Genomic DNA, 21,527 nt, shown 5'->3' with positions numbered 1-21,527 from the left:
AATGGTCGGCAGAGCCTTCAAGAAGGTCCGCAGGGACCTGGCGTTTCGCTACGGCCGGCGGCTTCGCCAGATGGAGCACTGGCTGGTCGCGCGCGTCGCGATGACAATCATCTCGCTGCTGCGCCTTTTGCCGCCCGACAGTGCGCTCAACTTCGCCGACCGCGTCGCCCGCCGCATCGGTCCGATGGTCGGGCGCCATCGCGTCGCCACGCGCAATCTTCGCCTCGCCTATCCCGAAAAGAGCGATGCCGAGATCGAAGCCATCGCGCTCGACATGTGGGGCAACATGGCCCGCCTTGCGGCCGAGTACATCTTCCTCGACGCGCTTTTCGACTATGACCCGAAAGCGACGACGCCCGGCCGGGTCGAGGTTCGCGGCGTCGAGCATTTCCTTGATATCGCCGGTGAAGAGAAGCCACACATTCTGTTCACCGGCCATCTCGGCAATTTCGAATTGCTGCCGGTGGCTGCCGCCACCTTCGGCATGAAGATCACCGCGCTGTTTCGTCCGCCCAACAATCCCTATCTGGCCGACTACATCCATTCGACGCGGCGTTCGACGATGGGCGCCTTGCTGCCCTCCTCGACCGGCGCTTCATTCGCGCTCGCCGCGATCCTGGAGAATGGCGGCAATATCGGCGTGCTGGTCGACCAGAAATTCTCGAGCGGGCTGGAGACGACCTTCTTCGGCCGCCCGTGCCAGAGCAATCCGGTGCTGGGCATGCTTGCCCGCCACTATGATTGCGACGTCTATCCGGCGCGCTGCGTGCGGTTGCCTGGTAATCGGTTCCGGCTCGATATTGAGGATAAGCTGACCTTGCCGCGCACCGAGGGCGGCAGCGTCGACGTGCCGGCCACCACCCAGCTACTCGCCGATGTGGTCGAGCGCTGGGTGCGCGAGGATCCGGGACAGTGGATGTGGTTCCACAAGAGGTGGGAGATCAGCGGCCGGCGTCGCCGCCAGCGCGGGCGGGCAACGGACGCTGCCCGCCAGTAACGACAAGCGTCGGCCCCGGGCTTAGTCGGTGACAACGATCCGCGTGTTTCCGTAACCGGCTTCCCGCACCATCGAGTAGAAGGTCGCGGCATTGGCCGTGTGCAGGCGCACGCAGCCATGCGAGGCCGGGCGCCCAAGATACTTCACCGCACCCGTGCCGTGGATTGCGTAGCCACCGCGGAAGAACACCGAATAGGGCATCGGCGACATATCGTATTTGCGCGAATACCACATCCGCGCCGTCCATTGCGGGCGGTACTTGCCGCGCGGCGTGATATAACCTTTGCGGGCGGTGGACACGCTCCACCGGTAAACCACCTGACCATAACGGCTGACGGTCATCGTCTGCGAAGATATGTCGATGTTGGCGACGAGAGCGGATGCCTTGCTTTCGATTGAAGTGCCGAATAGCGCCGTTGCCAGTATCGCCGCCATGAGAACGGTCTTCTTCATGCGATCAAACCCCTTTGATTGCCCTTGCCCGCTGCCATCACGCTGTTTTTCATGCTTTTAATGGCAGGTGAATGAAGTAACACACACTCATTGATAAATTCGCCAATCTAAAGCAGCGAATTTGAACGATTTTCCCGTCATAGTTGCCGCCGCGACACGCAGTTTCAGCGGCTTCAGTATCGCGCTTGCAAAATGACCCGGTTCGCTGCTCAAATCCCGTAATGAACGAACGACTCCTGAGGGCCGTCGACGCTCGGGTCGACGACCTGGTTACGCTAACCGCCGAACTGATCCGCTTTCCGACCATCAATCCGCCGGGCGAGGCCTACAGGCCGTGCGCGGAATACATTGGTGCGCGGCTGAAGAAGCACGGGTTCGAAACCGAGTTCATCCGCGCCGAAGGCACGCCTGGCGACACCGACCGCTATCCGCGCGTCAATGTCGTCGCCCGTTTCGACGGCCGCTCGCCCGGCGCCTGCGTGCATTTCAACTCGCATATCGACGTCGTCGAGGCCGGCGAAGGCTGGAGCGTCGATCCTTTTGCCGGCCTGGTGAAGGACGGCAAGGTCTACGGCCGCGGCGCCTGCGACATGAAGGGCGGCTTGGCCTCCTCCATCATCGCTGCCGAAGCCTTCAAGGAGGTCTTTCCAGATTTTCCCGGCGCCATCGAAATATCGGGCACGGTCGACGAGGAGTCCGGCGGCTTCGGCGGCGTCGCCCATCTGGCCAAGCTCGGTTATTTCTCAAAACCCAAGGTCGACCACGTCATCATTCCGGAGCCGCTGAACAAGGACCGCATCTGCCTTGGCCATCGCGGCGTCTGGTGGGCGGAGATAGAGACCAAGGGCGAGATCGCGCATGGCTCGATGCCGTTCCTCGGCGACAATGCCGTGCGCCATATGGGCGCAGTGCTGCAGGCTTTCGAGGATGAATTGTTTCCGGCCCTCGACCGCAAGGTGACGCGGATGCCAGTCGTGCCCGAGGGCGCCAGGCGCTCGACCATGAATATCAATTCCATCCATGGCGGCCAGACCGAGGATTTCCGGCCCGGCCTGCCTTCGCCCAACGTGCCCGATTCCTGCCGGCTGACCATCGACCGCCGCTTCCTGCTCGAAGAGAATCTTGCCACGGTCAAAAGCGAGGTGACCGCCATCCTCGAGCGGCTGAAGCGCGAGCGCAAGAAATTCGACTACGAGATCCGCGACATCATGGAGGTGCTGCCGCTGATGACCGAGCGCGACGCGCCGGTGGTGAAGGCGGTGGCGCAAGGCATCATGGCGATCTTCGACCGCGAACCGGACTATGTGATTTCGCCCGGCACCTACGACCAGAAGCACATTGCCCGCATCGGCCACATCTATGACTGCATCGCCTATGGTCCGGGCATTCTCGATCTCGCGCACCGGCCAGACGAATGGGTTGGCATCGCCGATATGGTGGAATCGGCCAAGGTGATGGCGATCGGGCTCAACGTGCTGCTGCGCGGCACCGTCGCCGGTTGATCAAGGCGCTCACAGACGGACCGGTGGAAAAACATTCCCCCCGGCGTCACTGCGGAGCACGAAACGCAATTTACTCCACCTCGAAATCACGCTTCTATCCACCCGGTTTGAGCACATGGGAGTTGCACGATGAAATTGTGGAAAACCATTCTTGCGGCTGCGGCCCTGGCGCTTGCCGCCAGCACCTCGTCATTTGCCGCGCGCACCGACCTGGTCATCGGCATCCCGCTCGAACCCCCGCATCTCGACCCGACCGCGGGTGCCGCAGCGGCGATCGACGAAGTGCTCTACGCCAATGTGTTCGAAGGCCTGACCCGCATCGGACCGAACGGCGAGGTGCTGCCTGATCTCGCCGAAAGCTGGGCCATTTCCGATGACGGCAAGGTCTACATCTTCAAGCTGCACACCGGCGTGAAATTCCACGACGGCACCGACTTCAATGCCGACGACGTAAAATTCTCGCTCGACCGCGCCCGCGCCGACAATTCCGTCAATGCCCAAAAGGGCCTGTTCGCGGCTATCGACAAGGTCGAGGTGGTCGACCCGGCGACCGTGAAGGTGACACTGAAGAACCCGCAGGGTTCCTTCCTCTACAATATGGGCTGGGGCGACGCGGTGATGGTGGCGCCGGAATCCGCCGACACCAACAAGGAAAAGCCCGTCGGCACCGGCCCGTTCAAGTTCCAGAGCTGGGCCAAGGGCTCGTCGATCACGCTGGTCAAATCCGACAACTACTGGGGCACGCCCGTGGCGCTCGACAAGGCCGAGTTCCGCATCGTCCCCGACGCCGCGGCTGCCGTGCCGGCACTGCTTTCCGGCGACATCCAGGCCTTCCCGTTCTTCGATCCCGACAGCGTCGCCCAGGTCAAGGACGATCCGCGCTTCAAGGTGGTGATCGGCTCGACCGAGGGCGAGACCATCCTGTCGATCAACAACAAGAAGCCGCCCTTCGACAAGCTGCAGGTAAGACAGGCGATCTCCTACGCGCTCGATCGCAAGGCAATCATCGACGGCGCCTCGGCCGGCCTCGGCGTGCCGATCGGCTCGCATATGTCGCCAGCCAACAAGGACTATGTCGACCTCACAGGCCACTATCCGCATGATGTCGCCAAGGCCAAGGAACTCTTGAAGGAGGCCGGCCTCGAGAACGGCTTCAAGGCAACGCTGAAGCTGCCGCCGCCTTCCTATGCGCGGCTCGGCGGCGAGATCATCGCCTCGGAGCTTCGCGATGTCGGCATCGACCTGGAGATCATTCCAGTCGAATGGGCGCAGTGGCTGGATCAGGTGTTCACCAAGAAGGACTACGACCTGACCATCGTCTCGCACACCGAGCCCAACGACATCGATATCTATTCGCGCAAGGACTACTACTTCAACTACGACAATCCGGCCTTCGACAAGATCATCGCCGACCTCAACCTCGCCTCCGACGAGGCCAAGCGCAAGGAACTGCTCGGGCAGGCGCAGAAGATCCTCGCCGACGACGCGGTGGTCGGGTTCCTCTACGAATTGCCGAAGGTTGGTGTCTGGGACGCCAAGCTGCAGGGGCTGTGGGAAAACGCGCCGATCCAGGCGAATGACCTGACCAAGGTGAAGTGGAGCGATTGAGGTTGTTGGCCAAAAGGCGACACTTGCGCTCCGTCACACCCCCCTCTGTCCTGCTGGATATCTCCTCCGACAGGGGGGAGATTGTGCCCTCATCACTGGTTTCGCCAATTATCAACGTTGAAGAAGCAGTGCCGTCGGCAGCTCTGCCGATCTCCCCCCTTGCGGGGGAGATATCCAGCAGGACAGAGGGGGGTGGGCCGAAACGGTACCTTTGCCCGGTCTATGCACCGGGCCGAACAGCGGTCCCCCGACGTCCATGACCGCTTACCTCCTCAAACGCCTCATCATCGCTCTCGCCACGCTGGTGCTGGCCTCCATGGTGGTGTTCGCGGTGTTGGAGATCATTCCCGGCGACCCGGCGCGGCTGATGCTGGGCCTGAACGCCAGCGCCGACCAGGTCGAGGTGCTGCGCAACCAGATGGGCCTCAATGCGCCTCTGGCTTTGCGCTACCTGCACTGGGCCGGCGGCTTGCTCAGCCTCGATTTCGGCCGTTCCTACACCTATTCGGTGCCGGTCATCGACCTCGTGCGCGAGCGCGTCGTCGTCTCGCTGCCACTGGCACTGATCGCGCTGGCTCTCTCCACAATCATTGCCATTCCGGTCGGGCTCTATTCCGCCAGCCGCCGCGGACAGGCCGGCGATACGATTGCCATGGGCGCCACGCAATTCGGCGTCGCCGTGCCGAATTTCTGGTTCGCGCTGATGCTGATCTATCTCTTTGCCGTCTGGCTGCGGCTGGTGCCGGCCGGAGGCTTTCCGGGCTGGAGCGCCGGTGTCTGGCCGGCGCTGAAATCGCTGCTTTTGCCATCCGTCGCGCTCGCTCTGCCGCAGGCGGCGATCCTGGCCCGCGTCGCCCGCTCGGCGCTGATCGAGGTTCTCAACGAGGACTATATCCGCACGGCGCGCGCCAAGGGCCTGCCCTACCGCGCGGTGCTGTGGCGGCATGCGCTGCGCAATGCCATGATCCCGGTACTGACCATTCTCGGCCTGCAATTCGCCTTCCTGCTCGCCGGCACCATCATCATCGAGAATGTCTTCTATCTGCCTGGTCTCGGTCGCCTGGTATTCCAGGCCATCACCCAGCGCGACCTGATCGTCGTCGAAAGCGTCGTCATGCTGCTGGTCGCTGCCGTCATCGCCGTCAACCTCATCGTCGACCTCTCCTATGCGGTGGTCGATCCGCGCCTGAGAAGCCGGCAATGACGCTGCACGTCGACATCCCCGAAGAGACCCTTGCCCGTATTCTGGCCAAGGCGTTCCGCAATCGATCGTTCCTCATCGGCCTCGTCATCACTGCCCTGGTGGCGGCGGTGGCCGTCCTTTCCTACCTCTGGACGCCCTACGACGTGACAAAACTGGTGATATCGGACAAGACGCAAAGCCCCTCGCTGGCGCACTGGTTCGGCACCGATCATTTCGGCCGCGATATCCTGTCGATGATCATGGTCGGCGCCCGCAACTCGATTGCCGTGGCGCTTGTCGCTGTCGGCATCGGCATGGGTGTCGGCGTGCCGTTCGGCGCCTTCGCCGCCGCGCGCGGCGGCCTCATCGACGAAGTGCTGATGCGCATGAACGATCTCGTCTTCGCCTTCCCAGCCCTGCTCTCGGCGATCATGATCACCGCAATCTTCGGACCGGGCGCCATCAATGCCATCATCGCAATCGGCATCTTCAACATCCCGGTGTTTGCGCGCGTGGCGCGGGCCGGCGCGCTAGCGATCTGGCCGCGCGAATTCATCCTTGCCGCGCGCGCCGCCGGCAAGGGCAGCACGCTGATCACCATCGAACACATCCTGCCCAACATCGCCACGCTGCTCCTGGTGCAAGGCACGATACAGTTCGCACTGGGCATCCTCGCCGAAGCCGGGCTTTCCTATGTCGGCCTCGGCGCCCAGCCGCCGATGCCGAGCTGGGGCCGCATGCTGTTCGACGCCCAGACCCGCATGGTGGTGGCGCCGTGGATGGCGATCTTCCCGGGTATGGCGATCGTCGCCACCGTACTTGGCCTCAACTTGCTCGGCGACGGCATCGCCGACATCCTCGACCCGAAATCGCGGCGGCAGCGATGAGCCTGCTTGAGATCGAGAACCTGTCGCTGGCGATCGGCGACACGCCGATCCTGAAGGCGGTGGAGCTTTCCGTCGCGCCCGGCGAAGTGATGGGGCTGGTCGGCGAATCCGGCTCGGGCAAGTCGATGACGGCGCTGACAGTGATGCAGCTCCTGCCCTTCGCGGCGCGCGCCTCTGGCCGCGTCAGCTTCGACGGCATCGACATCCTTGCCGCGAGCGAAGACCAGATGTGCGCGCTGCGCGGTGACGACATCGGCATGGTGTTCCAGGAGCCGATGACGGCGCTCAACCCGGTTAAGACCATCGGCGAGCAGGTGGCCGAAGGCATCCGCTGGCATACAAGGTCAAGCCGCGCCGAGGCCGAGGAGCGGGCGCGAAAAATGCTCGACCGGGTCGACCTGCCGGCAGCACTTTTCCCGCTGTCGCGCTACCCGCACGAGCTTTCCGGCGGCCAGCGCCAGCGCGTCGTCATCGCCATCGCCTGCGCGCTGAAGCCGAAACTGCTGATCGCCGACGAGCCGACGACGGCACTCGACGTGGTGCTGCAGGCGCAGATCCTCGACCTGGTGCGCGACCTTGTCGCGGAAAACCGCATGGGCCTGCTGCTGATCTCGCATGACCTCGCGGTGGTGACCGAGATGGCCGACCGCATCACCATCCTGCGCCATGGCGAGGTGATGGAGGCCGGCGATACCGCGCGTACACTGTCCGAACAGCTCCATCCCTACACGCGGCAGCTGGCGCAGGCTTCGATGCATGTGCCGGCTCGCCCCAAGGCGCATGGCGCCGGTCAAGGCAAGCCGCTGCTTGAGGTCGAGGGCGTGACGCGCGACTACCCCGGACGGCGCGCGTCCCTGTTCAAGCGCGCAGCACCGGTCCGCGCCGTCGACGAGGTGTCCTTGTCGATGGCGCCGGGCCAGTCCGTGGCGCTGGTCGGGCGCTCCGGTTGCGGCAAGTCGACACTCGCCCGCATGATCCTGGCGCTGGACAAATCAACCTCGGGAACGATCCGCTTTCGCGGCGAGACCATCACCGGCAAGAGTGAGACCGAACTCAAGCCGGCGCGGCGCGACATGCAGGTGGTGTTCCAGGATCCGTACGGCTCCTTCGACCCGCGCCAGAAGGTCGAGAAACTCGTTGCCGAACCGCTGCATGTGCTGGAGAAGAAGCCAACGCCTGCGGAGCGACGCGAGATGGTGGCGCATGCGCTGCACGAGGTCGGCCTTGGTCCGCGCGACATGGACAAATATCCGCATGAATTTTCCGGCGGCCAGCGCCAGCGCCTATCGATCGCCCGCGCCATCATCACTCGCCCGAAACTGGTGGTCGCCGACGAGCCGGTCTCGGCGCTCGATGTCTCGATCCGCGCCCAGATCCTCGATCTGTTCGCCGAGCTCAATCAGAAGCTCGGCATCGCCTATCTGTTCATCACCCACGACCTGACCGTCGCCCGCGCCATCACCGACGAGGTGCTGGTCATGCATGACGGCAGGATCGTCGAGCGCGGCAAGACGAGCGAGGTGCTGGATCATCCGCAGTCCGAGGCGGCCAAGGCCCTGGTCGCCGCCGCTCCCGATCTGCATCGGGCTATCGCGCGGCGGCTGCAGGAGCAAGGGTGAGCCGCCGTCGACGCCGGCCTATTCTTCCGGCTTCACCACATCGACCGGACTGATGTCGAGCAGGTCCAGCGTACGCCGCAGCAGCCGCACCTCGCTCTCGGCCAGTTGCGAGTTGGCCTTGGCGATCTCGGCCATGTGTCGGGCGAGCAGCTTGCGCCGCTCGACGTCGAGGTCGCGGAACAACGCGACGGCCTGCGAGCCGTTGGTCTCGTAGCCGAACTCGTTGAGATACTCGATGACGTTGTCGATGCTGGCCTCGGGAATGCCAAAGGCTTCCCTGCAGATGCGGCGGAAGGCGACCATTTCGCTCTCACTTACCGAGCCGTCGGCCAGGATCATGCGAAACAGCATCAAGAGTTCCGCTGACAGCACCGGGTCGTCAGCGACTTTGCGCACACCGGGATCGCCTTCGAAGATCGAGCGTATCTGGTCAAGCAATGCGAACGCCATCAGAGCCCCTTTCCAATTCCTGTATAGTTAGCGCGGAATCGCCTTTTCGCAAACGGGGTGGCGTTCGTCGAACGCGCGCAATTTTCTTCCCAGTCGAAACCCTCCTCGCCCGCGTGGATCTGGCGATAACGCGCCTGGCCAACCCGGCGAATCCGCTGCGCACCTTGATTGGTGTATGACTGCGCGCCTGATAGAATGCCGGCGTACGAATCATGTTGGAGGAGCCACACATGAATCTTAGTGCACCTACTCAGCTTATTTTCATTATTGCCCTTGTCATCGCCATCATCGGCGTTCTCGCTGCTCTTGGCGTTCTTGCGTTCATTCCCCTCGCATCAGTTTGGATTGTGCTCATCGCCTACATCGTGCTTGCCGGCGGCTGCATGATGCGCGGCGCCTGATGCATGTCGCCCAAAAGTGCGTAGCGGTTTTGGGACAACGACCTGCATGAAAACATAGGCTTGAAGCGCGTCGCATGAATTTCGTTGGACGCCACGCGCTTCAAGCACTGCAAGATCTCAGGTAGCCGAAGCGCCCGGTGCCAAGCCGGGCGCTTTTGATTTTGACGCATGGTCTGCTAGTTTCCTTGCCGGAGGAGACGCCGTGGCCGCCGCTAACGAAGAGCCTGATCCGAGCCGGTTCGAGATAGTACGTCGCCTGCCCGGCCCGCAGCTGCAGGGCGTGGTCACCGACATGTGCGGTTACCGCGAAACGATTTCAGGCCATTTCCGCAACGTCGAATATGCCTCTCTGACCGTGCCGCTGATCATCAGCTTTGCCGAACCCTTCGCTATCGGTCTTGGCAAGAACCCCGGCGACAATGATCGCTTCGCCAGCTTTGCCGCCGGCCTTTTTGCCGGGCCGGTGGTGATCGAATCCTTCGGCGGCGCCTGCTGCGTGCAGATCAACTTCACACCGCTCGGCGCTCGCCGCTTCTTCGGCCAGCCGATGAGCGAATTGACTGACCGCATGGTCGGCCTCGACGACGTGCTTGGCCTCGAAGGCATTGCGTTGCGCGAACAGCTCGGCGATGCGCGGGATTGGAACGCGCGCTTCGCCATCGCCGAGAGTTTCGTCGCCACCCGGCTGGCTTCGACGGATCCTATGCAGGCCGAAATCGGCTGGGCCTATGACAGCATTATCGCCTCCGGCGGGCGCACCCGCATCGCCACGCTGGCTGGAAGGTTAGGCTGGAGCCGCAAGCACCTTGCGGGGAAATTCTCCGATGCGATCGGCATCGGCCCGAAGACGCTGTCGCGCATCGTCCGCTTCAACCGCGCGCTTGGCCTGTCGAGACAGGACAACAGCGACTGGGCCGACATCGCCGCTGATTGCGGCTATGCCGACCAGGCGCATCTGGTGCGCGAGTTCCGCGACCTCGCCGGCGAGACACCGACGGCGCTAACAAACGGGTAACATTTCTTCAAGACGCCGGAACAGCCTTCGCCCAGACTGGGTTATCGACCAACCCGAACGAATGAGGTTCCCGATGCCCACGACCAACGAAGCACCCCGGCTCTACCCTGCCCTGCGCTACAAGAACGCGGCAAAAATGATCGACTGGCTCGGCGAGGCCTTCGGCTTCACCGTTCGTGCCCGCTATGGCGAGGGCGATGTCGTGCACCACGCCGAACTCGTCTTCGGCTCCTCGATGATCATGCTGGGCACCGCGCGCGACGACGATTACGGCAAGATGGTCGGCGAACCGGGTTCGGGTGGCGGCAAGTCGATCTATGTCGCCGTCGACGATGCCGACGCCGCCTATACCCGAGCAAAGAAAGCCGGCGCCACGATCATCCAGGAATTGACCGACCGCGACTATGGCAGCCGCGAATTCATCTGCCGCGATCCGGAAGGCAATGTCTGGTCCTTCGGCACCTATTGGCCGAAGGCCGGCGAAAAGACATAGGCAGGCTTTACCGTGCCAACCCAAAAATCGCGTCGCAGTCGAGATGGGTTTCCAGTTCGGCTGCGACCTCGTCCAGCGCCCGTTCGACCTCGGCGCGATAGTCGATACCACCGCCCTTGACGCCGAGGCTCTCCAGGAATTTCGCCCGGAAGGCGTCGGCCGAAAACAGCCCGTGCAGGTAAGTGCCCATCACCTTGCCGTCGGAGGAAACGGCGCCGTCATCGGCGCCATTGATGACGGCGGACGGCCGCGCCATATCCGGACCGGTGGTGCGGCCGAGATGGATCTCGTAACCTTCCAGCGGAAGGTCGAACTGTACCGACCGGGCGCTGGAATTGCGCACGATCTTTTCTGGCTCCATCACTGTTTCGAAGTCGAGCAGGCCAAGGCCCTCTGTTTCGGTGACGCTGCCTTCGATGCCGTCGGGGTCGCGCACCACACGCCCCAGCATCTGGAAGCCGCCGCAAATGCCGACGACATGGCCGCCGCGCTTGCGGTGGGCGAGAAGGTCGCGATCCCAGCCATTCTCGCGGAATTTCAGGAGATCGCCGATCGTCGACTTGGAGCCGGGAATGACCACCAGGCCGGCGTCCTCCGGGAGACGCTGGCCCGGCGGCACGAACACGACCTCGACCTGCGGTTCGGCCTTGAGCGGGTCGAGGTCGTCGAAATTGGCGATGCGGCCAAGCATCGGCACGGCGACCTTCAGCGCCCGCCTTTCGCCGGACACCAGCCGTTCGAGCACCACCGAATCCTCCGAAGGCAACCGCGCCGCCGCCTTCAGCCACGGCACGACGCCAAAACAGCGCCAGCCGGTGAATTTTTCGATCGCCTTGATGCCGTCGTCGAACAGCGAAACATCGCCACGAAACTTGTTGATGAGGTAGCCGGCAATCATGCGCCGGTCCTTTTCCGGAAGGATCAGATGCGTGCCGGCGACCGAGGCGATGACGCCGCCCCGGTCGATGTCGCCGACCAGGACCACCGGCACGTTGGCGCGCGTCGCAAAACCCATATTGGCTATGTCGCGGCTGCGGAGATTGATTTCGGCCGGCGAGCCCGCCCCCTCCACGATGACGAGGTCCGCTCCCTCGCCGACCTTCGCCCAGGACTCCAGCACGGCATCCATCAGCCGGCCCTTCATCGCCTGGTAGTCGCGCGCCCGTGCCTCGCCGAACACCTTGCCCTGCACCACCACTTGCGAGCCGATATCGGTCTGCGGCTTGAGTAGCACGGGGTTCATGTGGACGGTTGGCGCAACACCGCAGGCGATCGCCTGCAACCACTGAGCGCGGCCGATCTCGCCGCCGGCGGCATTGTTGTCGCCTGGAATGTCGGCGACGGCGGCGTTGTTCGACATGTTCTGCGGCTTGAACGGCCGGACCTTCAGGCCGCGTTTCTTCGCGGCGCGGCAGAGCCCCGCGACCAGCACCGTCTTGCCGACATCCGAGCCCGTGCCTTGCAGCATGATCGCCTTGGCCATCACGCCCTGCCCTGCGCAACGGTGCCGGTGATATCAGACTTCTGCGCCAGCGGCCCACCGCGCCAGATATAGAGCGCCAGCAACGGCTCCTTGGCCGTGCGCATGGCGTGGCTGACATTCGACGCGTGATGAATCACTTCGCCGGCCTCGCGAACGCGAAAGCCACCCTCGCCCATGCGCCATTCAGTGTCGCCGGTCAGCGGAATGTAGATCTCCTCGGCGACATGATGGTGGTCTGGATAGACGATGCCGGGTCCGAGGATCAGCAGGCCGGCCGCAACCTCGTCATTGGCAAAATGGCCGCGCGTGCCGAACACCTCCAGCCAGCCATATTTTTCCAGAAATGCCGCGCCGAAATCCGTCACATTATAGGTCTGCCCCCAGCGGAATTCGTTCCGGCGCCGGGCCAGCAGCCGCGCCAGCGGTCTGGCGTGGGCCGGAGCAAGCTCGACGATACGGTCGAGTTGGGCAAGGCAAGGCAGCGCATGCGGCGCGAGCGCACGGGCCGGCATGTCCCAGTCGATTTGCGCCACGGCGTCCCGTACCAGCGCACTGTCCACCGTGTCCAGATAGCCATGGAAGCCATCGAGGAGGTCATCGAAATGTGTCGGCACGCTATACTCCGCTGATCCATTCGCGCACGGCCGCTGCGCAGCAGGCCGGGTTGCGCGGCGGCATCATTGGTCTAGATTGAGCGGCGCGCAAAGCCAAAAACGACAGGCCAGAGACTGGCCAAGGACATAGGGAGCACGCCATGGACGCCGCGGTCGATGCGAGCACCAGCCAGTTCGAACTCAACGAGGACCAGCGCGCCATCCAGGAGATGGCGCAAGCCTTCGCCGCCGACCGCGTCGCGCCCAACGCGCTCGACTGGGACAGGGCGAAGCATTTCCCCGCCGACGTGATCCGCGAGACGGGCCCGCTCGGCCTTGGCGGCATCTATGTCCGCGACGATGTCGGCGGCTCGGCGCTCGGGCGGCTCGACGCCGTGCTGATCTTCGAGGCCCTGTCGCGTGCCGACCCCGCCTTTTCCTCCTTCATCTCGATCCACAACATGGTGGCGTCGATGATCGACCGTTTCGGCAACGAGGAGCAGCGCCAGCGCTTTTTGCCGAAGCTGACATCTATGGAATGGCTGGCCAGCTACTGCCTGACCGAACCAGGCTCCGGCTCGGATGCAGCGGCGCTGAAGTCGCGCGCGGTGAAGAGCGGCGACGGCTATGTGCTCAACGGCGCCAAACAGTTCATCTCCGGCGCCGGCGACAGCGACCTCTATGTCGTCATGGCGCGCACCGGCGCCGACGGGCCGAAGGGCATCTCTACCTTCGTCGTGCCCAAGGATGCGCCGGGCCTTTCCTTCGGCGCAAATGAGCACAAGATGGGTTGGCACATGCAGTCGACCCGCCAGGTCATCTTCGAGGACTGCAAGGTGCCGGCGGAAAACCTGCTGTCGACCGAGGGCGCCGGTTTCGGCATCGCCATGGCCGGCCTCGATGGCGGCCGGTTGAACATCGCCGCCTGTTCGCTGGGCGGCGCGCAATCGGCGCTCGACAAGGCGCTCGCCTACACGGCGGAGCGCAAGGCCTTCGGGTCGAAGATCAACCAGTTCCAGGCGCTGCAGTTCAAGCTCGCCGACATGGAGACCGAGCTGCAGGCGGCCAGGATGTTCCTCTACACCGCCGCCTCGAAGCTCGACCGCAAGGCGCCGGATGCCGGCAAATGGTCGGCCATGGCCAAGCGCTTCGTCACCGACACCGGCTTCAATGTCGCCAACGACGCCCTGCAGCTGCATGGCGGCTACGGCTATTTGCACGACTACGGCATCGAGAAGCTGGTGCGGGACCTGCGCGTCCACCAGATCCTCGAAGGCACCAACGAGATCATGCGGATCATCATCGCCCGCGCGCTGATCGGCCGCTGAGCAGAACCGGGAGACATTCGATGACCACCATCGCCTTCATCGGCCTCGGCAACATGGGCAATCCGATGGCCGCCAATCTGGTCAAGGCGGGGCATACCGTGCACGGCTTCGACCTGATGCCGGAGAACCTGACTATCGCCCGGGAGCACGGCGTCGTCATCATGGCCAATGCGGTTGCCGCGGTGAAGGACGCCGATGCGGTCATCACCATGCTGCCTGCCGGCAAGCATGTGCTGTCGGTCTATGAGGACATCACGCCCAAGGCGAAGAAGGGCGCGCTGTTCGTCGATTCCTCGACCATCGACGTCGAATCGGCGCGCAAGGCGCATGCCATCGCAAGCAAGCATCGGCTAGCGTCGATCGACGCGCCGGTCTCCGGCGGCACCGGCGGCGCCACTGCGGGAACGCTGACCTTCATGGCCGGCGGTTCGAAAGACGCGTTCGCCGCGGCCGAGCCGATCCTCAAGCCGATGGCCGGCCGCGTCGTCCATTGCGGCGGCGACGGCGCCGGACAGGCGGCAAAAATCTGCAACAACATGATTCTCGGCATCTCGATGATCGGCGTTGCGGAAGCTTTCGTGCTGGCGGAAAAACTCGGGCTTTCGCACCAGGCGCTGTTCGATGTCGCCTCGACCTCGTCGGGCCAATGCTGGTCGCTGACCAGCTACTGCCCGGTACCCGGCCCGGTGCCGGCGTCGCCTGCCAACCGCGACTACAAGCCCGGCTTTGCCGCGGCACTGATGTTGAAGGATCTAAAGCTGTCGCAGGAGGCCGCCCAAGGCGCTGGCGCGGTGACGCCGCTCGGCGCCGAGGCGACGCAGCTCTACGCGCTGTTCAACGCGCAAGGGAATGCCGGCGCCGACTTTTCCGGCATCATAAATTTTCTGCGCGGCAATTCTAATTAAGCTTCGAATTTCACAGCGCTTTTTTCGCTTTATCCGGTGGAAAGAGCGTAAATTTAGATTTGCTTAAGTTCTCGATAACCGGCCGGTAACGATGTGCCTATAAAACGGACAGCGAGGCGGACATTTCGCATCCGCCCGGCGCTCCGGATCAGGTCTCGCGTACCGGAGCCCGTAAGTTTCGCAAGTGTTTTGTTGGCGAAACGCCATGCGTATCTGGCAAAGCCGCGTTCCCGGTGGGGCGCGGTTTTTGCGTTTGGCAACGCTGCTTCGCGAGCCAGAACATCTGGCGCCCTCACCGAAGGCGCCAGACGATTGTTCGCTTGGAGCAATTCCAGGAAAAGTGTGAAACGGTTTTCCGTCCGGAATTGCGTCAAAACAAATTACCGCTTGCGCAGATCCGCTTCCGCCAGGTCGAGCGCCTTGGCAATGCGCTCGCAGGCCATGTCGATGGTCTCGCGTGTCCAGATCAGCGGCGGCGACAGGATCATCGTGTCGCCGGTGGCGCGCAGCATCAAGCCCTGGGCGATGGCGTGGTCGCGCACGACCACGGCGGCACTGCCCGCCGGCAGGAAGCGTTCCTTGGTCGCCTTGTCCTTGACGATCTCGATCGCGCCCATCAGCCCGATCGAACGCACCTCGCCGACCAGATTGTGCCCGGCAATGCGGTCCTGCAAGGCTTCAGCGAAGTACGGCCCGGTGTCGTTCTTGACCCGATCGACCAGACCCTCGCGCTCCATGATCTCGATGTTCTTCAGCGCCACGGCACAGGCCACGGGGTGACCGGAATAGGTGTAGCCGTGATAGAACTCGCCACCCTTCTCGACCAGCGTCGCGGCAATGCGGTCACCGACCAAGAGCGCCGACAGCGGCTGGTAGCCCGACGTCAGCGCCTTGGCCGTGGTTATGGTGTCGGGCTCGATGCCGAAGGTTTGCGCGGCGAACCACTCGCCGGTGCGGCCATAGCCGGTGATGACCTCGTCCAGCATCAGGAGAACATCGTATTTGCGGCAGATACGCTGCACCTCCGGCCAGTAGCTCATCGGCGGGATCTTCACCCCACCCGCGCCCATCACCGGCTCGCCGATGAAGGCTGCGACCTTGTCGGCGCCGGCTTCGAGGATAGCGTCCTCGACCGCCTTGGCCGCGCGCAGGCCGAAATCATGGTCGCTTTCGCCGGGCAGCGCCAGCTCATAGGCATAGGGCATCATCACATGGACGATGTTGGGCACCGCGCCGCCGAGCTGCTTGTGCATCGGCTCCATACCGCCGAGCGAGGTGCCGGCGATGGTCGAGCCGTGATAGCCCATCTTGCGCGAGATGATGCGGTTCTTCTCCGGCTTGCCTTCCAGCGCCCAATAATGGCGCACAAGCCGCAGCGCCGTGTCGTTGGCCTCTGAGCCGGATGAGCCGTAGAACACCTGGCTGACGCCCTTTGGCGCCAGTTCCGCCAGCTTTTTGGACAACAGCACCGGCGTCGGCGTCGAGCATTTGAAGAAGGAGTTATAGTAGGGCAGCTCCTTCATCTGGGCATAGGCCGCCTCGGCCAGCTCGTCGCGGCCATAGCCGACATTGACGCACCACAGCCCGGCCATGCCGTCGAGGATTTCCGTGCCGTCGGCATCGTAGATGAACGGCCCATTGGCATGCGTGATGATGCGCGAGCCGGCCTCGCGCAATTCCTTGTGGTCGGTGAACGGATGCAGATGATGCGCGGCGTCGATCTGCTGAAGCTGCTTCAGCGAATAATTCTGATAGGTCATGAGTTTGGTCTTTCCTCTTGAATCAATCCGGCAAGCTGCCGGGGCGGATTCGTCAGAGGAAGGCGGGCGGCGAATAGCCGATGCGGGCGCACAGGCGCAGAAGCTCGGCACGCAGCGTGCGCGGTGACGGCGTCACCGCCACCCCGAATGCGCTGGATGTCTTCATCAGAGCCATGGCGGCACCTTATGACGCCTGAGGCCTTGTGTTCAAGCCGTGGCAAGTCTTTCGAATGAGCATGGGATCATCCGAAAACCGATTTCACTTTTCGGTCCGATGCTCCAGCGCCCCTTGCAGAAACACATAGCGCATCGCAGCCTGTGCCGCCTGCGGCCGGCGATCGCCGCGCCCGCCATGTCCGCCCTCGGTCTCCTCGAAGAACAGCGCTCTCGCATGGCCGGCGGCCTGCAGGCGTGCTGCCATCTTGCGGGCATGGCCGGGATGGACACGGTCGTCTGCCGTCGAAGTGGTCAGGAGCACCGGCGGATAGTCAGCGTCGGCCGCGACATGCTGGTAGGGCGAATAAGCGGAGAGCCACGCCGCCTCTTCCGACTTCGAGGGATCGCCATATTCGGCCATCCAGGAAGCACCGGGTGGCAATTCGGTGTAGCGCAGCATGTCGAGCAACGGCACGTCGATGATGACGGCGCCGAACAGCTCCGGGCGCTGCGTCAGCGAGACGCCGGTCAGCAGGCCGCCATTCGAGCCGCCCTGAATGCCAAGCGAGGCCGCCGTGGCAATGCCGCGCCTGACGACATCCTGTGCAACCGCGGCGAAGTCGTCGAAGGCATTCTGACGGTTGCCCTTGAGCGCCGCCTGGTGCCAGGCCGGGCCGAACTCGCCGCCGCCGCGGATGCTGGCCTGCACATAGGCATTGCCTTTCTCCAGCCACAGCCTGCCGCGCACGCCGGCGTAGCCGGGCAAGAGCGGCACTTCGAAACCGCCATAGCCGTAGAGCAGCGTCGGCACCGGTCCTTTCTGGTCGCGGCGCCGGACGACGAAATACGGGACCATGGTGCCGTCCTTCGAGCGCGCCTCGAACTGCTCGGAGACATAGGGCGAAGCATCGAAACGCGCCGGCTGCGACTTCACCGTCGCCAGCGTCTCGCCATCGTTGTCCGACCAGATGATCGAGCTCGGGGTCAGGAAATCGGTGAAGGAGAAGGAGACGCTGGTACCGAAATGCTCGGCATGGCTGATGCCGACATTGCCGTTTTCCGGCAGCGCGACTGGCTTGAGCGACCATCCGCTGCCGACGCGGTCGCAGGCGATGACCTTGCCGCGCACATTGTCCATCAAATTGATGAACAGTCGCTCCTGCGTGCGCGCGAGCCCGGCGATCGAGACCCGGTGCGCTGGCTCGAGCACGGTTTCGGCAGGCCCCAGCGCGCCTGTTTCGATCCAGCGCTCGAAATCCACCGAATAGAGAGCGTCGGGCAGACAATTCGTGCCGTCTGGCGCCGTCCACGGACTGCGCACGCCGAATACCAGTTGCCCCCTGAAGATCGCCGTGTCGGTGACGTCGTCCGGCAGCGGGATGCGCCTGTTCTCGCCGGAAGCCAATCGCAGGAAGCTGTGCGAGGAGAAGAAGTCGATGGTGCGGGCAAGGAACAGGTGCCGCCTGTCGCCGTCGATCTCGACCCCGCCGCCGGCCGCGAGATCCTGCTTCTCGGCCTCGAAGATCAGCGTCGCGTCCTCCAGTTTCGTACCGCGCTGCCAAAGCTTGACGACGCGCGGATAGCCGGACTGGGTCTTGTCCTCCTCCTCGAAGGCGGCCGAGACGATCACCGTGTCCTTGTCCAGCCAGGAGAAACCCGACTTCGAGGCTGGCGCGCGAAAGCCGTCCTCGACGAAGGATTTCGCCGCGATGTCGAACTCGCGCATCTCGCTGGCATCGCCGCCATCCGGCGACATCGAGACCAGGCAAAGGTTGAAGTCAGGGTAGAGGCGGCTCGCACCGCTGAACACCCATTTGACGCCCTCTTTGGCCGAGAGCACGTCAAAGTCGATGATCGTCTGCCATTCGGGCTTGTCGGTCTTGTAGGAGGCGACCGTCGTGCGGCGCCAGAGGCCCAGCACATTGGTCCTGTCCTGCCAGAAATTGTAGACATGGCCGTTGAGCGCAGCGCCAACGGCGATGTTGTCCTCGGCCGTCATCAGGTCGAGCGCGGTTTCGAACGCAGCCTGGTAGGACGGATCGCCCTGCAATTCGCCGACTGTGACCTCGTTCTGGCGGTGAACCCAGTCGAGCGCCTCTTTCCCGCTTCGGTCCTCCAACCAGAGGAAGGGGTCTTCGACAGCGGCTTCGGTCTGGCGTTTTGTCGTCGATTGGGTCACGCATGGTCTCCAAGCTATGTCTGGCGGCCCTGCCTACATCGCGTCCCAGGCGCCTACATTCAAGATGGTGACGTCAGGTCATCGGCCCGAATTGCCTCACACCATGCGCCGGCGCAGAACCGTAGCCACCGCCAACACCGCGCAGATCACACCGAGCGTCAGCGGCAGGCCGGATGCGCCGATCACATCCATGACGCCGCCGGTGAGCGGCGGGACGAGGATGCCGCCGACGCCCCACATCAGCGAGAAAGCGGCGTTGCCGGCGACCAGCGCCGAGCCGGTGAAGCGCTCGCCGAGCTCGATGATCGACATCGTGTAGATGCCGTAGGAAACCGCGCCCCAGATGAAGACGCACGGCCAAATCAGCGGCGTCTCTATCAGCAGCGTCAACAGCGCACAGCCCAGCACTGTCAGCGACACGCAGATGAAGCGCACCAGCCGTGCCGTCAGCCGCTCCGCCAACAGGCCGAGCGGCACCTGCATGGCGATGTTACCGGCAATCATCATCGACAGCAGCGCCGACATGCGCGCTTCCGTAATGCCGTAATGGGTCCCATAGACCGGCAGCAGCGCCAGCACGCCCTGTTCGAAACCTGCGGCCACGACGACCGCCGACAGCAGCAGCCAGGCCATCGGCATGAACCCCATGACCGAAACCTGGTGCCCGGCCTCGTCGACTTTAGGCAACCGAGGCAGCACCAGCGCCAGGCAGCCGCCGCAAAAGACGAAGGCAGCGATGCCGACCAGAAACGGCGGCCAGCCTTCGGTGCCGACCGCAAGCAGGCAGAGCGGACCGGCGGCGAAGCCGGCCGAAATGATCGTCGAATAGACACCCATGACGCGACCGCGCCGCGACGGTGGCGCCAGTGCGATCACCCATATTTCGCTGAGAACATAGAGCGGATTGGTGACCACACCGATCAGGAAGCGCAGCGGAAACCACAGATAGACATTCTGCGTCCAGCCGATCAGTGCCAGCACGAGCGCGGAAAGTGCTGCGCAGATCAGTGCTGTACGCCCTGCCCCGAACCGCCGCGCCAGCGCCGGAATCATCGGCGACGAGAGGATGAAGCCGACCGGCGTCATCGCCGCCGAAAGGCCGATCATGGCCGGCGAGACGCCCTGGCGCTGCAGGATGAAGCTCAGCAGCGGATAGGAAAGCCCTTGCGCGATGGCGAACACCGAAACGGTCGCGATCACGCCGGTGATCGCTGCCCACTGCATCGGCTCATCTCTGCTCGTTTCCGCCAAATCCATGCGGGCAGCCTTAGCGGTTCGCCTCTATGGCCGTAAGCCCCGCCGCCGAAAACCGCTTGCTCCAGCCAAAGCCTGTCAGGAGCTCCTGCGCCTGGCAGATCTGTAGAGCGCGAAGGCAATCAACACCGCATCGAGCCCGGCGATCACCGCCGGCAGGCCGAGCGGGCCGATCACCTGCATCAGGGAGCCTGCGCCGGGCGGGCCGACAATGCCGCCGGCACCCCACATCAGCGCGAAGGCGGCGTTGCCGGCGACAAGTGCTGTTCCTCTGAACCGGCTGCCGAGCTCGACCAGCGCCATCGTGTAGACGCCGTAGCCGACCGCGCCCATCACCACCAGCACCGGCCAGACCAGCGGCGTCGTGATCAGCACGGGCAGCGACAGCGCACAAGCGGCCGTCGCCAGGGCGCAAAAGACGATCATCGCACGCCCGCCGAAGCGTTCGGCCATCAGCCCAAGCGGGATCTGTAGCAGGATGTTGCCGGCGGACAGCGCGGTCACAAGCGCCGCCAGTCTCGCCTCTGGTAGATTATACCCAGCGCCGAAGACCGGAATCAAAGCATAGGTGCTCTGCTGCACCGCAGCCGAAACCAGCACCGCCAGCAGCAGCGCCGGCGCCAGCCTGGCGAAGCCGACAAGGCCGCCGGAAGCCTGGCCGTCTTCCTCGAAACCGGTCAGCTTCGACGACACCGCGCGCAGGATCAGCGCGCAGAGCGCAAAGCCTGCAATCGCCGCGATGAACGGAGGCCATCCAGATGCGCCGACCGTGATCAGGATCAGTGGTCCCGCCGCGTAGCCGGCGCCCATCAGCGCGTTGAACACGCCAATCACCCGGCCACGCCGCGACGGCGGCGCCAGCGACAGTGCCCATACTTCACCGAGCACATAGAGCGGGTTGATAACCACGCCGACGAGAAAGCGAAGGACGAACCACGCGACCCAATCCTGCAGATAGCCAATGGCCAGGAAGCAGAGCGCGCCGGCCAGCGAACAGCCGACGGCGAGATTGCGCGCCCCGAAGCGCCGCACGGCCGCCGGCACGAACGACGCCGAGAGAATCAGGCCAACCGGCATCATCGCGGCGGAAAGACCGATCAGCGCCGGCGACATGCCTTGCCGCTGCATCAAGAGCGTGAACAGCGGATAGCTCAACCCTTGCGCAGCGCCGAACATGGCGAGCGCCGCGGTGACGCCGGCAAGCGCTGCCCATTGCGTTGCCGCCTCGCCATCGCTCGAATCGGTCGCGACCATGCTGCCA

At 63.9% G+C, this 21,527-nt stretch carries 20 protein-coding genes; 11 read left to right on the top strand and 9 right to left on the bottom strand.

Annotated elements, in window-relative coordinates:
• The first annotated feature begins 1 nt into the window (after position 1).
• Positions 2–997: a lipid A biosynthesis lauroyl acyltransferase gene (locus D3227_RS05115; protein WP_120013012.1), complete on the top strand. Its 996-nt coding sequence runs from the start codon at positions 2–4 to the stop codon at positions 995–997.
• 21 nt (positions 998–1,018) lie between these two features.
• Here D3227_RS05115 and D3227_RS05110 read toward each other — a convergent pair whose 3' ends face one another.
• Positions 1,019–1,450, bottom strand: coding sequence for a L,D-transpeptidase (locus D3227_RS05110; protein ID WP_120013011.1), 432 nt, complete (start codon positions 1,448–1,450; stop codon positions 1,019–1,021).
• 221 nt (positions 1,451–1,671) lie between these two features.
• On the opposite strand from D3227_RS05110, the gene D3227_RS05105 reads away from it, so the two are divergent.
• The 5 genes from D3227_RS05105 to D3227_RS05080 all read left to right on the top strand — a co-directional run bounded on the left by D3227_RS05105 (position 1,672) and on the right by D3227_RS05080 (position 8,249).
• Complete coding sequence (locus D3227_RS05105) at positions 1,672–2,952, top strand: acetylornithine deacetylase/succinyl-diaminopimelate desuccinylase family protein (RefSeq protein ID WP_120013010.1); 1,281 nt, start codon at positions 1,672–1,674, stop codon at positions 2,950–2,952.
• A gap of 129 nt (positions 2,953–3,081) precedes the next feature.
• Entirely contained in the window at positions 3,082–4,560 is a 1,479-nt protein-coding gene (locus tag D3227_RS05100) for an ABC transporter substrate-binding protein (RefSeq protein WP_120013009.1), read from the top strand.
• A gap of 256 nt (positions 4,561–4,816) precedes the next feature.
• Positions 4,817–5,764: an ABC transporter permease gene (locus D3227_RS05090; RefSeq protein WP_120013008.1), complete on the top strand. Its 948-nt coding sequence runs from the start codon at positions 4,817–4,819 to the stop codon at positions 5,762–5,764.
• A complete protein-coding gene (locus D3227_RS05085) occupies positions 5,761–6,630 on the top strand; it encodes an ABC transporter permease (RefSeq protein WP_120013007.1) in 870 nt (289 codons plus the stop codon). Before D3227_RS05090 ends, D3227_RS05085 begins: the two co-directional genes overlap by 4 nt.
• Positions 6,627–8,249, top strand: a complete 1,623-nt coding sequence (locus D3227_RS05080) for an ABC transporter ATP-binding protein (protein ID WP_120013006.1) — start codon at positions 6,627–6,629, stop codon at positions 8,247–8,249. Before D3227_RS05085 ends, D3227_RS05080 begins: the two co-directional genes overlap by 4 nt.
• A gap of 18 nt (positions 8,250–8,267) precedes the next feature.
• Here D3227_RS05080 and D3227_RS05075 read toward each other — a convergent pair whose 3' ends face one another.
• On the bottom strand, positions 8,268–8,699 hold the full coding sequence (locus D3227_RS05075; protein ID WP_120013005.1) for a TerB family tellurite resistance protein: 432 nt from the start codon (positions 8,697–8,699) through the stop codon (positions 8,268–8,270).
• A gap of 230 nt (positions 8,700–8,929) precedes the next feature.
• Between D3227_RS05075 and D3227_RS05070 the strand changes: the two genes are divergently transcribed.
• The 3 genes from D3227_RS05070 to D3227_RS05060 all read left to right on the top strand — a co-directional run bounded on the left by D3227_RS05070 (position 8,930) and on the right by D3227_RS05060 (position 10,608).
• Positions 8,930–9,100: a hypothetical protein gene (locus tag D3227_RS05070; protein ID WP_006203375.1), complete on the top strand. Its 171-nt coding sequence runs from the start codon at positions 8,930–8,932 to the stop codon at positions 9,098–9,100.
• Positions 9,101–9,302: 202 nt separating this feature from the next.
• Entirely contained in the window at positions 9,303–10,115 is an 813-nt protein-coding gene (locus tag D3227_RS05065; protein ID WP_120013004.1) for a helix-turn-helix domain-containing protein, read from the top strand.
• Positions 10,116–10,188: 73 nt separating this feature from the next.
• Positions 10,189–10,608, top strand: a complete 420-nt coding sequence (locus D3227_RS05060; protein WP_120013071.1) for a VOC family protein — start codon at positions 10,189–10,191, stop codon at positions 10,606–10,608.
• A gap of 7 nt (positions 10,609–10,615) precedes the next feature.
• Here the strand turns inward: D3227_RS05060 and D3227_RS05055 are convergent, their stop codons facing one another.
• Both D3227_RS05055 and D3227_RS05050 read right to left on the bottom strand, forming a co-directional pair.
• The gene (locus D3227_RS05055; protein WP_120013003.1) at positions 10,616–12,091 is read right to left on the bottom strand and encodes a cobyric acid synthase; all 1,476 of its coding nucleotides are present in this window, start codon (positions 12,089–12,091) and stop codon (positions 10,616–10,618) included.
• A complete protein-coding gene (locus D3227_RS05050; protein WP_120013002.1) occupies positions 12,091–12,705 on the bottom strand; it encodes a dimethylsulfonioproprionate lyase family protein in 615 nt (204 codons plus the stop codon). The genes D3227_RS05055 and D3227_RS05050 overlap by 1 nt, the downstream gene beginning before the upstream one ends.
• A gap of 140 nt (positions 12,706–12,845) precedes the next feature.
• Here D3227_RS05050 and D3227_RS05045 point away from each other — a divergent pair, with 140 nt between their 5' ends.
• Positions 12,846–14,012, top strand: a complete 1,167-nt coding sequence (locus D3227_RS05045) for an isobutyryl-CoA dehydrogenase (protein ID WP_120013001.1) — start codon at positions 12,846–12,848, stop codon at positions 14,010–14,012.
• Between the two features lie 20 nt (positions 14,013–14,032).
• Entirely contained in the window at positions 14,033–14,917 is an 885-nt protein-coding gene (gene mmsB, locus D3227_RS05040) for a 3-hydroxyisobutyrate dehydrogenase (RefSeq protein WP_120013000.1), read from the top strand.
• 380 nt (positions 14,918–15,297) lie between these two features.
• Here mmsB and D3227_RS05035 read toward each other — a convergent pair whose 3' ends face one another.
• The 5 genes from D3227_RS05035 to D3227_RS05015 form a co-directional block, all read right to left on the bottom strand.
• The gene (locus D3227_RS05035; protein WP_120012999.1) at positions 15,298–16,677 is read right to left on the bottom strand and encodes an aspartate aminotransferase family protein; all 1,380 of its coding nucleotides are present in this window, start codon (positions 16,675–16,677) and stop codon (positions 15,298–15,300) included.
• Positions 16,678–16,729: 52 nt separating this feature from the next.
• Entirely contained in the window at positions 16,730–16,843 is a 114-nt protein-coding gene (locus D3227_RS05030; protein WP_245451645.1) for a capsid protein, read from the bottom strand.
• Between the two features lie 93 nt (positions 16,844–16,936).
• On the bottom strand, positions 16,937–19,012 hold the full coding sequence (locus tag D3227_RS05025) for a prolyl oligopeptidase family serine peptidase (RefSeq protein ID WP_120012997.1): 2,076 nt from the start codon (positions 19,010–19,012) through the stop codon (positions 16,937–16,939).
• Positions 19,013–19,108: 96 nt separating this feature from the next.
• A complete protein-coding gene (locus D3227_RS05020) occupies positions 19,109–20,269 on the bottom strand; it encodes an MFS transporter (protein WP_120012996.1) in 1,161 nt (386 codons plus the stop codon).
• Positions 20,270–20,344: 75 nt separating this feature from the next.
• Positions 20,345–21,520 (bottom strand): MFS transporter, encoded by a 1,176-nt coding sequence (locus D3227_RS05015; RefSeq protein ID WP_120012995.1) that lies wholly within the window; start codon positions 21,518–21,520, stop codon positions 20,345–20,347.
• Positions 21,521–21,527: the final 7 nt, after the last annotated feature.

The organism is Mesorhizobium waimense (assembly GCF_003601975.1).
GTDB lineage: Bacteria > Pseudomonadota > Alphaproteobacteria > Rhizobiales > Rhizobiaceae > Mesorhizobium > Mesorhizobium waimense.
This window is presented reverse-complemented; position numbering and strand designations above follow the sequence as displayed.

Bases quoted from the DNA above. Each gene is read 5' to 3' on its own strand.
- D3227_RS05115 (WP_120013012.1), top strand. From the start codon at position 2: ATGGTCGGCAGAGCCTTCAAGAAGGTCCGCAGGGACCTGGCGTTTCGC.
- D3227_RS05110 (WP_120013011.1), bottom strand. From the start codon at position 1,450: ATGAAGAAGACCGTTCTCATGGCGGCGATACTGGCAACGGCGCTATTC.
- D3227_RS05105 (WP_120013010.1), top strand. From the start codon at position 1,672: ATGAACGAACGACTCCTGAGGGCCGTCGACGCTCGGGTCGACGACCTG.
- D3227_RS05100 (WP_120013009.1), top strand. From the start codon at position 3,082: ATGAAATTGTGGAAAACCATTCTTGCGGCTGCGGCCCTGGCGCTTGCC.
- D3227_RS05090 (WP_120013008.1), top strand. From the start codon at position 4,817: ATGACCGCTTACCTCCTCAAACGCCTCATCATCGCTCTCGCCACGCTG.
- D3227_RS05085 (WP_120013007.1), top strand. From the start codon at position 5,761: ATGACGCTGCACGTCGACATCCCCGAAGAGACCCTTGCCCGTATTCTG.
- D3227_RS05080 (WP_120013006.1), top strand. From the start codon at position 6,627: ATGAGCCTGCTTGAGATCGAGAACCTGTCGCTGGCGATCGGCGACACG.
- D3227_RS05075 (WP_120013005.1), bottom strand. From the start codon at position 8,699: ATGGCGTTCGCATTGCTTGACCAGATACGCTCGATCTTCGAAGGCGAT.
- D3227_RS05070 (WP_006203375.1), top strand. From the start codon at position 8,930: ATGAATCTTAGTGCACCTACTCAGCTTATTTTCATTATTGCCCTTGTC.
- D3227_RS05060 (WP_120013071.1), top strand. From the start codon at position 10,189: ATGCCCACGACCAACGAAGCACCCCGGCTCTACCCTGCCCTGCGCTAC.
- D3227_RS05055 (WP_120013003.1), bottom strand. From the start codon at position 12,091: ATGGCCAAGGCGATCATGCTGCAAGGCACGGGCTCGGATGTCGGCAAG.
- D3227_RS05045 (WP_120013001.1), top strand. From the start codon at position 12,846: ATGGACGCCGCGGTCGATGCGAGCACCAGCCAGTTCGAACTCAACGAG.
- mmsB (WP_120013000.1), top strand. From the start codon at position 14,033: ATGACCACCATCGCCTTCATCGGCCTCGGCAACATGGGCAATCCGATG.
- D3227_RS05035 (WP_120012999.1), bottom strand. From the start codon at position 16,677: ATGACCTATCAGAATTATTCGCTGAAGCAGCTTCAGCAGATCGACGCC.
- D3227_RS05030 (WP_245451645.1), bottom strand. From the start codon at position 16,843: ATGAAGACATCCAGCGCATTCGGGGTGGCGGTGACGCCGTCACCGCGC.
- D3227_RS05020 (WP_120012996.1), bottom strand. From the start codon at position 20,269: ATGGATTTGGCGGAAACGAGCAGAGATGAGCCGATGCAGTGGGCAGCG.
- D3227_RS05015 (WP_120012995.1), bottom strand. From the start codon at position 21,520: ATGGTCGCGACCGATTCGAGCGATGGCGAGGCGGCAACGCAATGGGCA.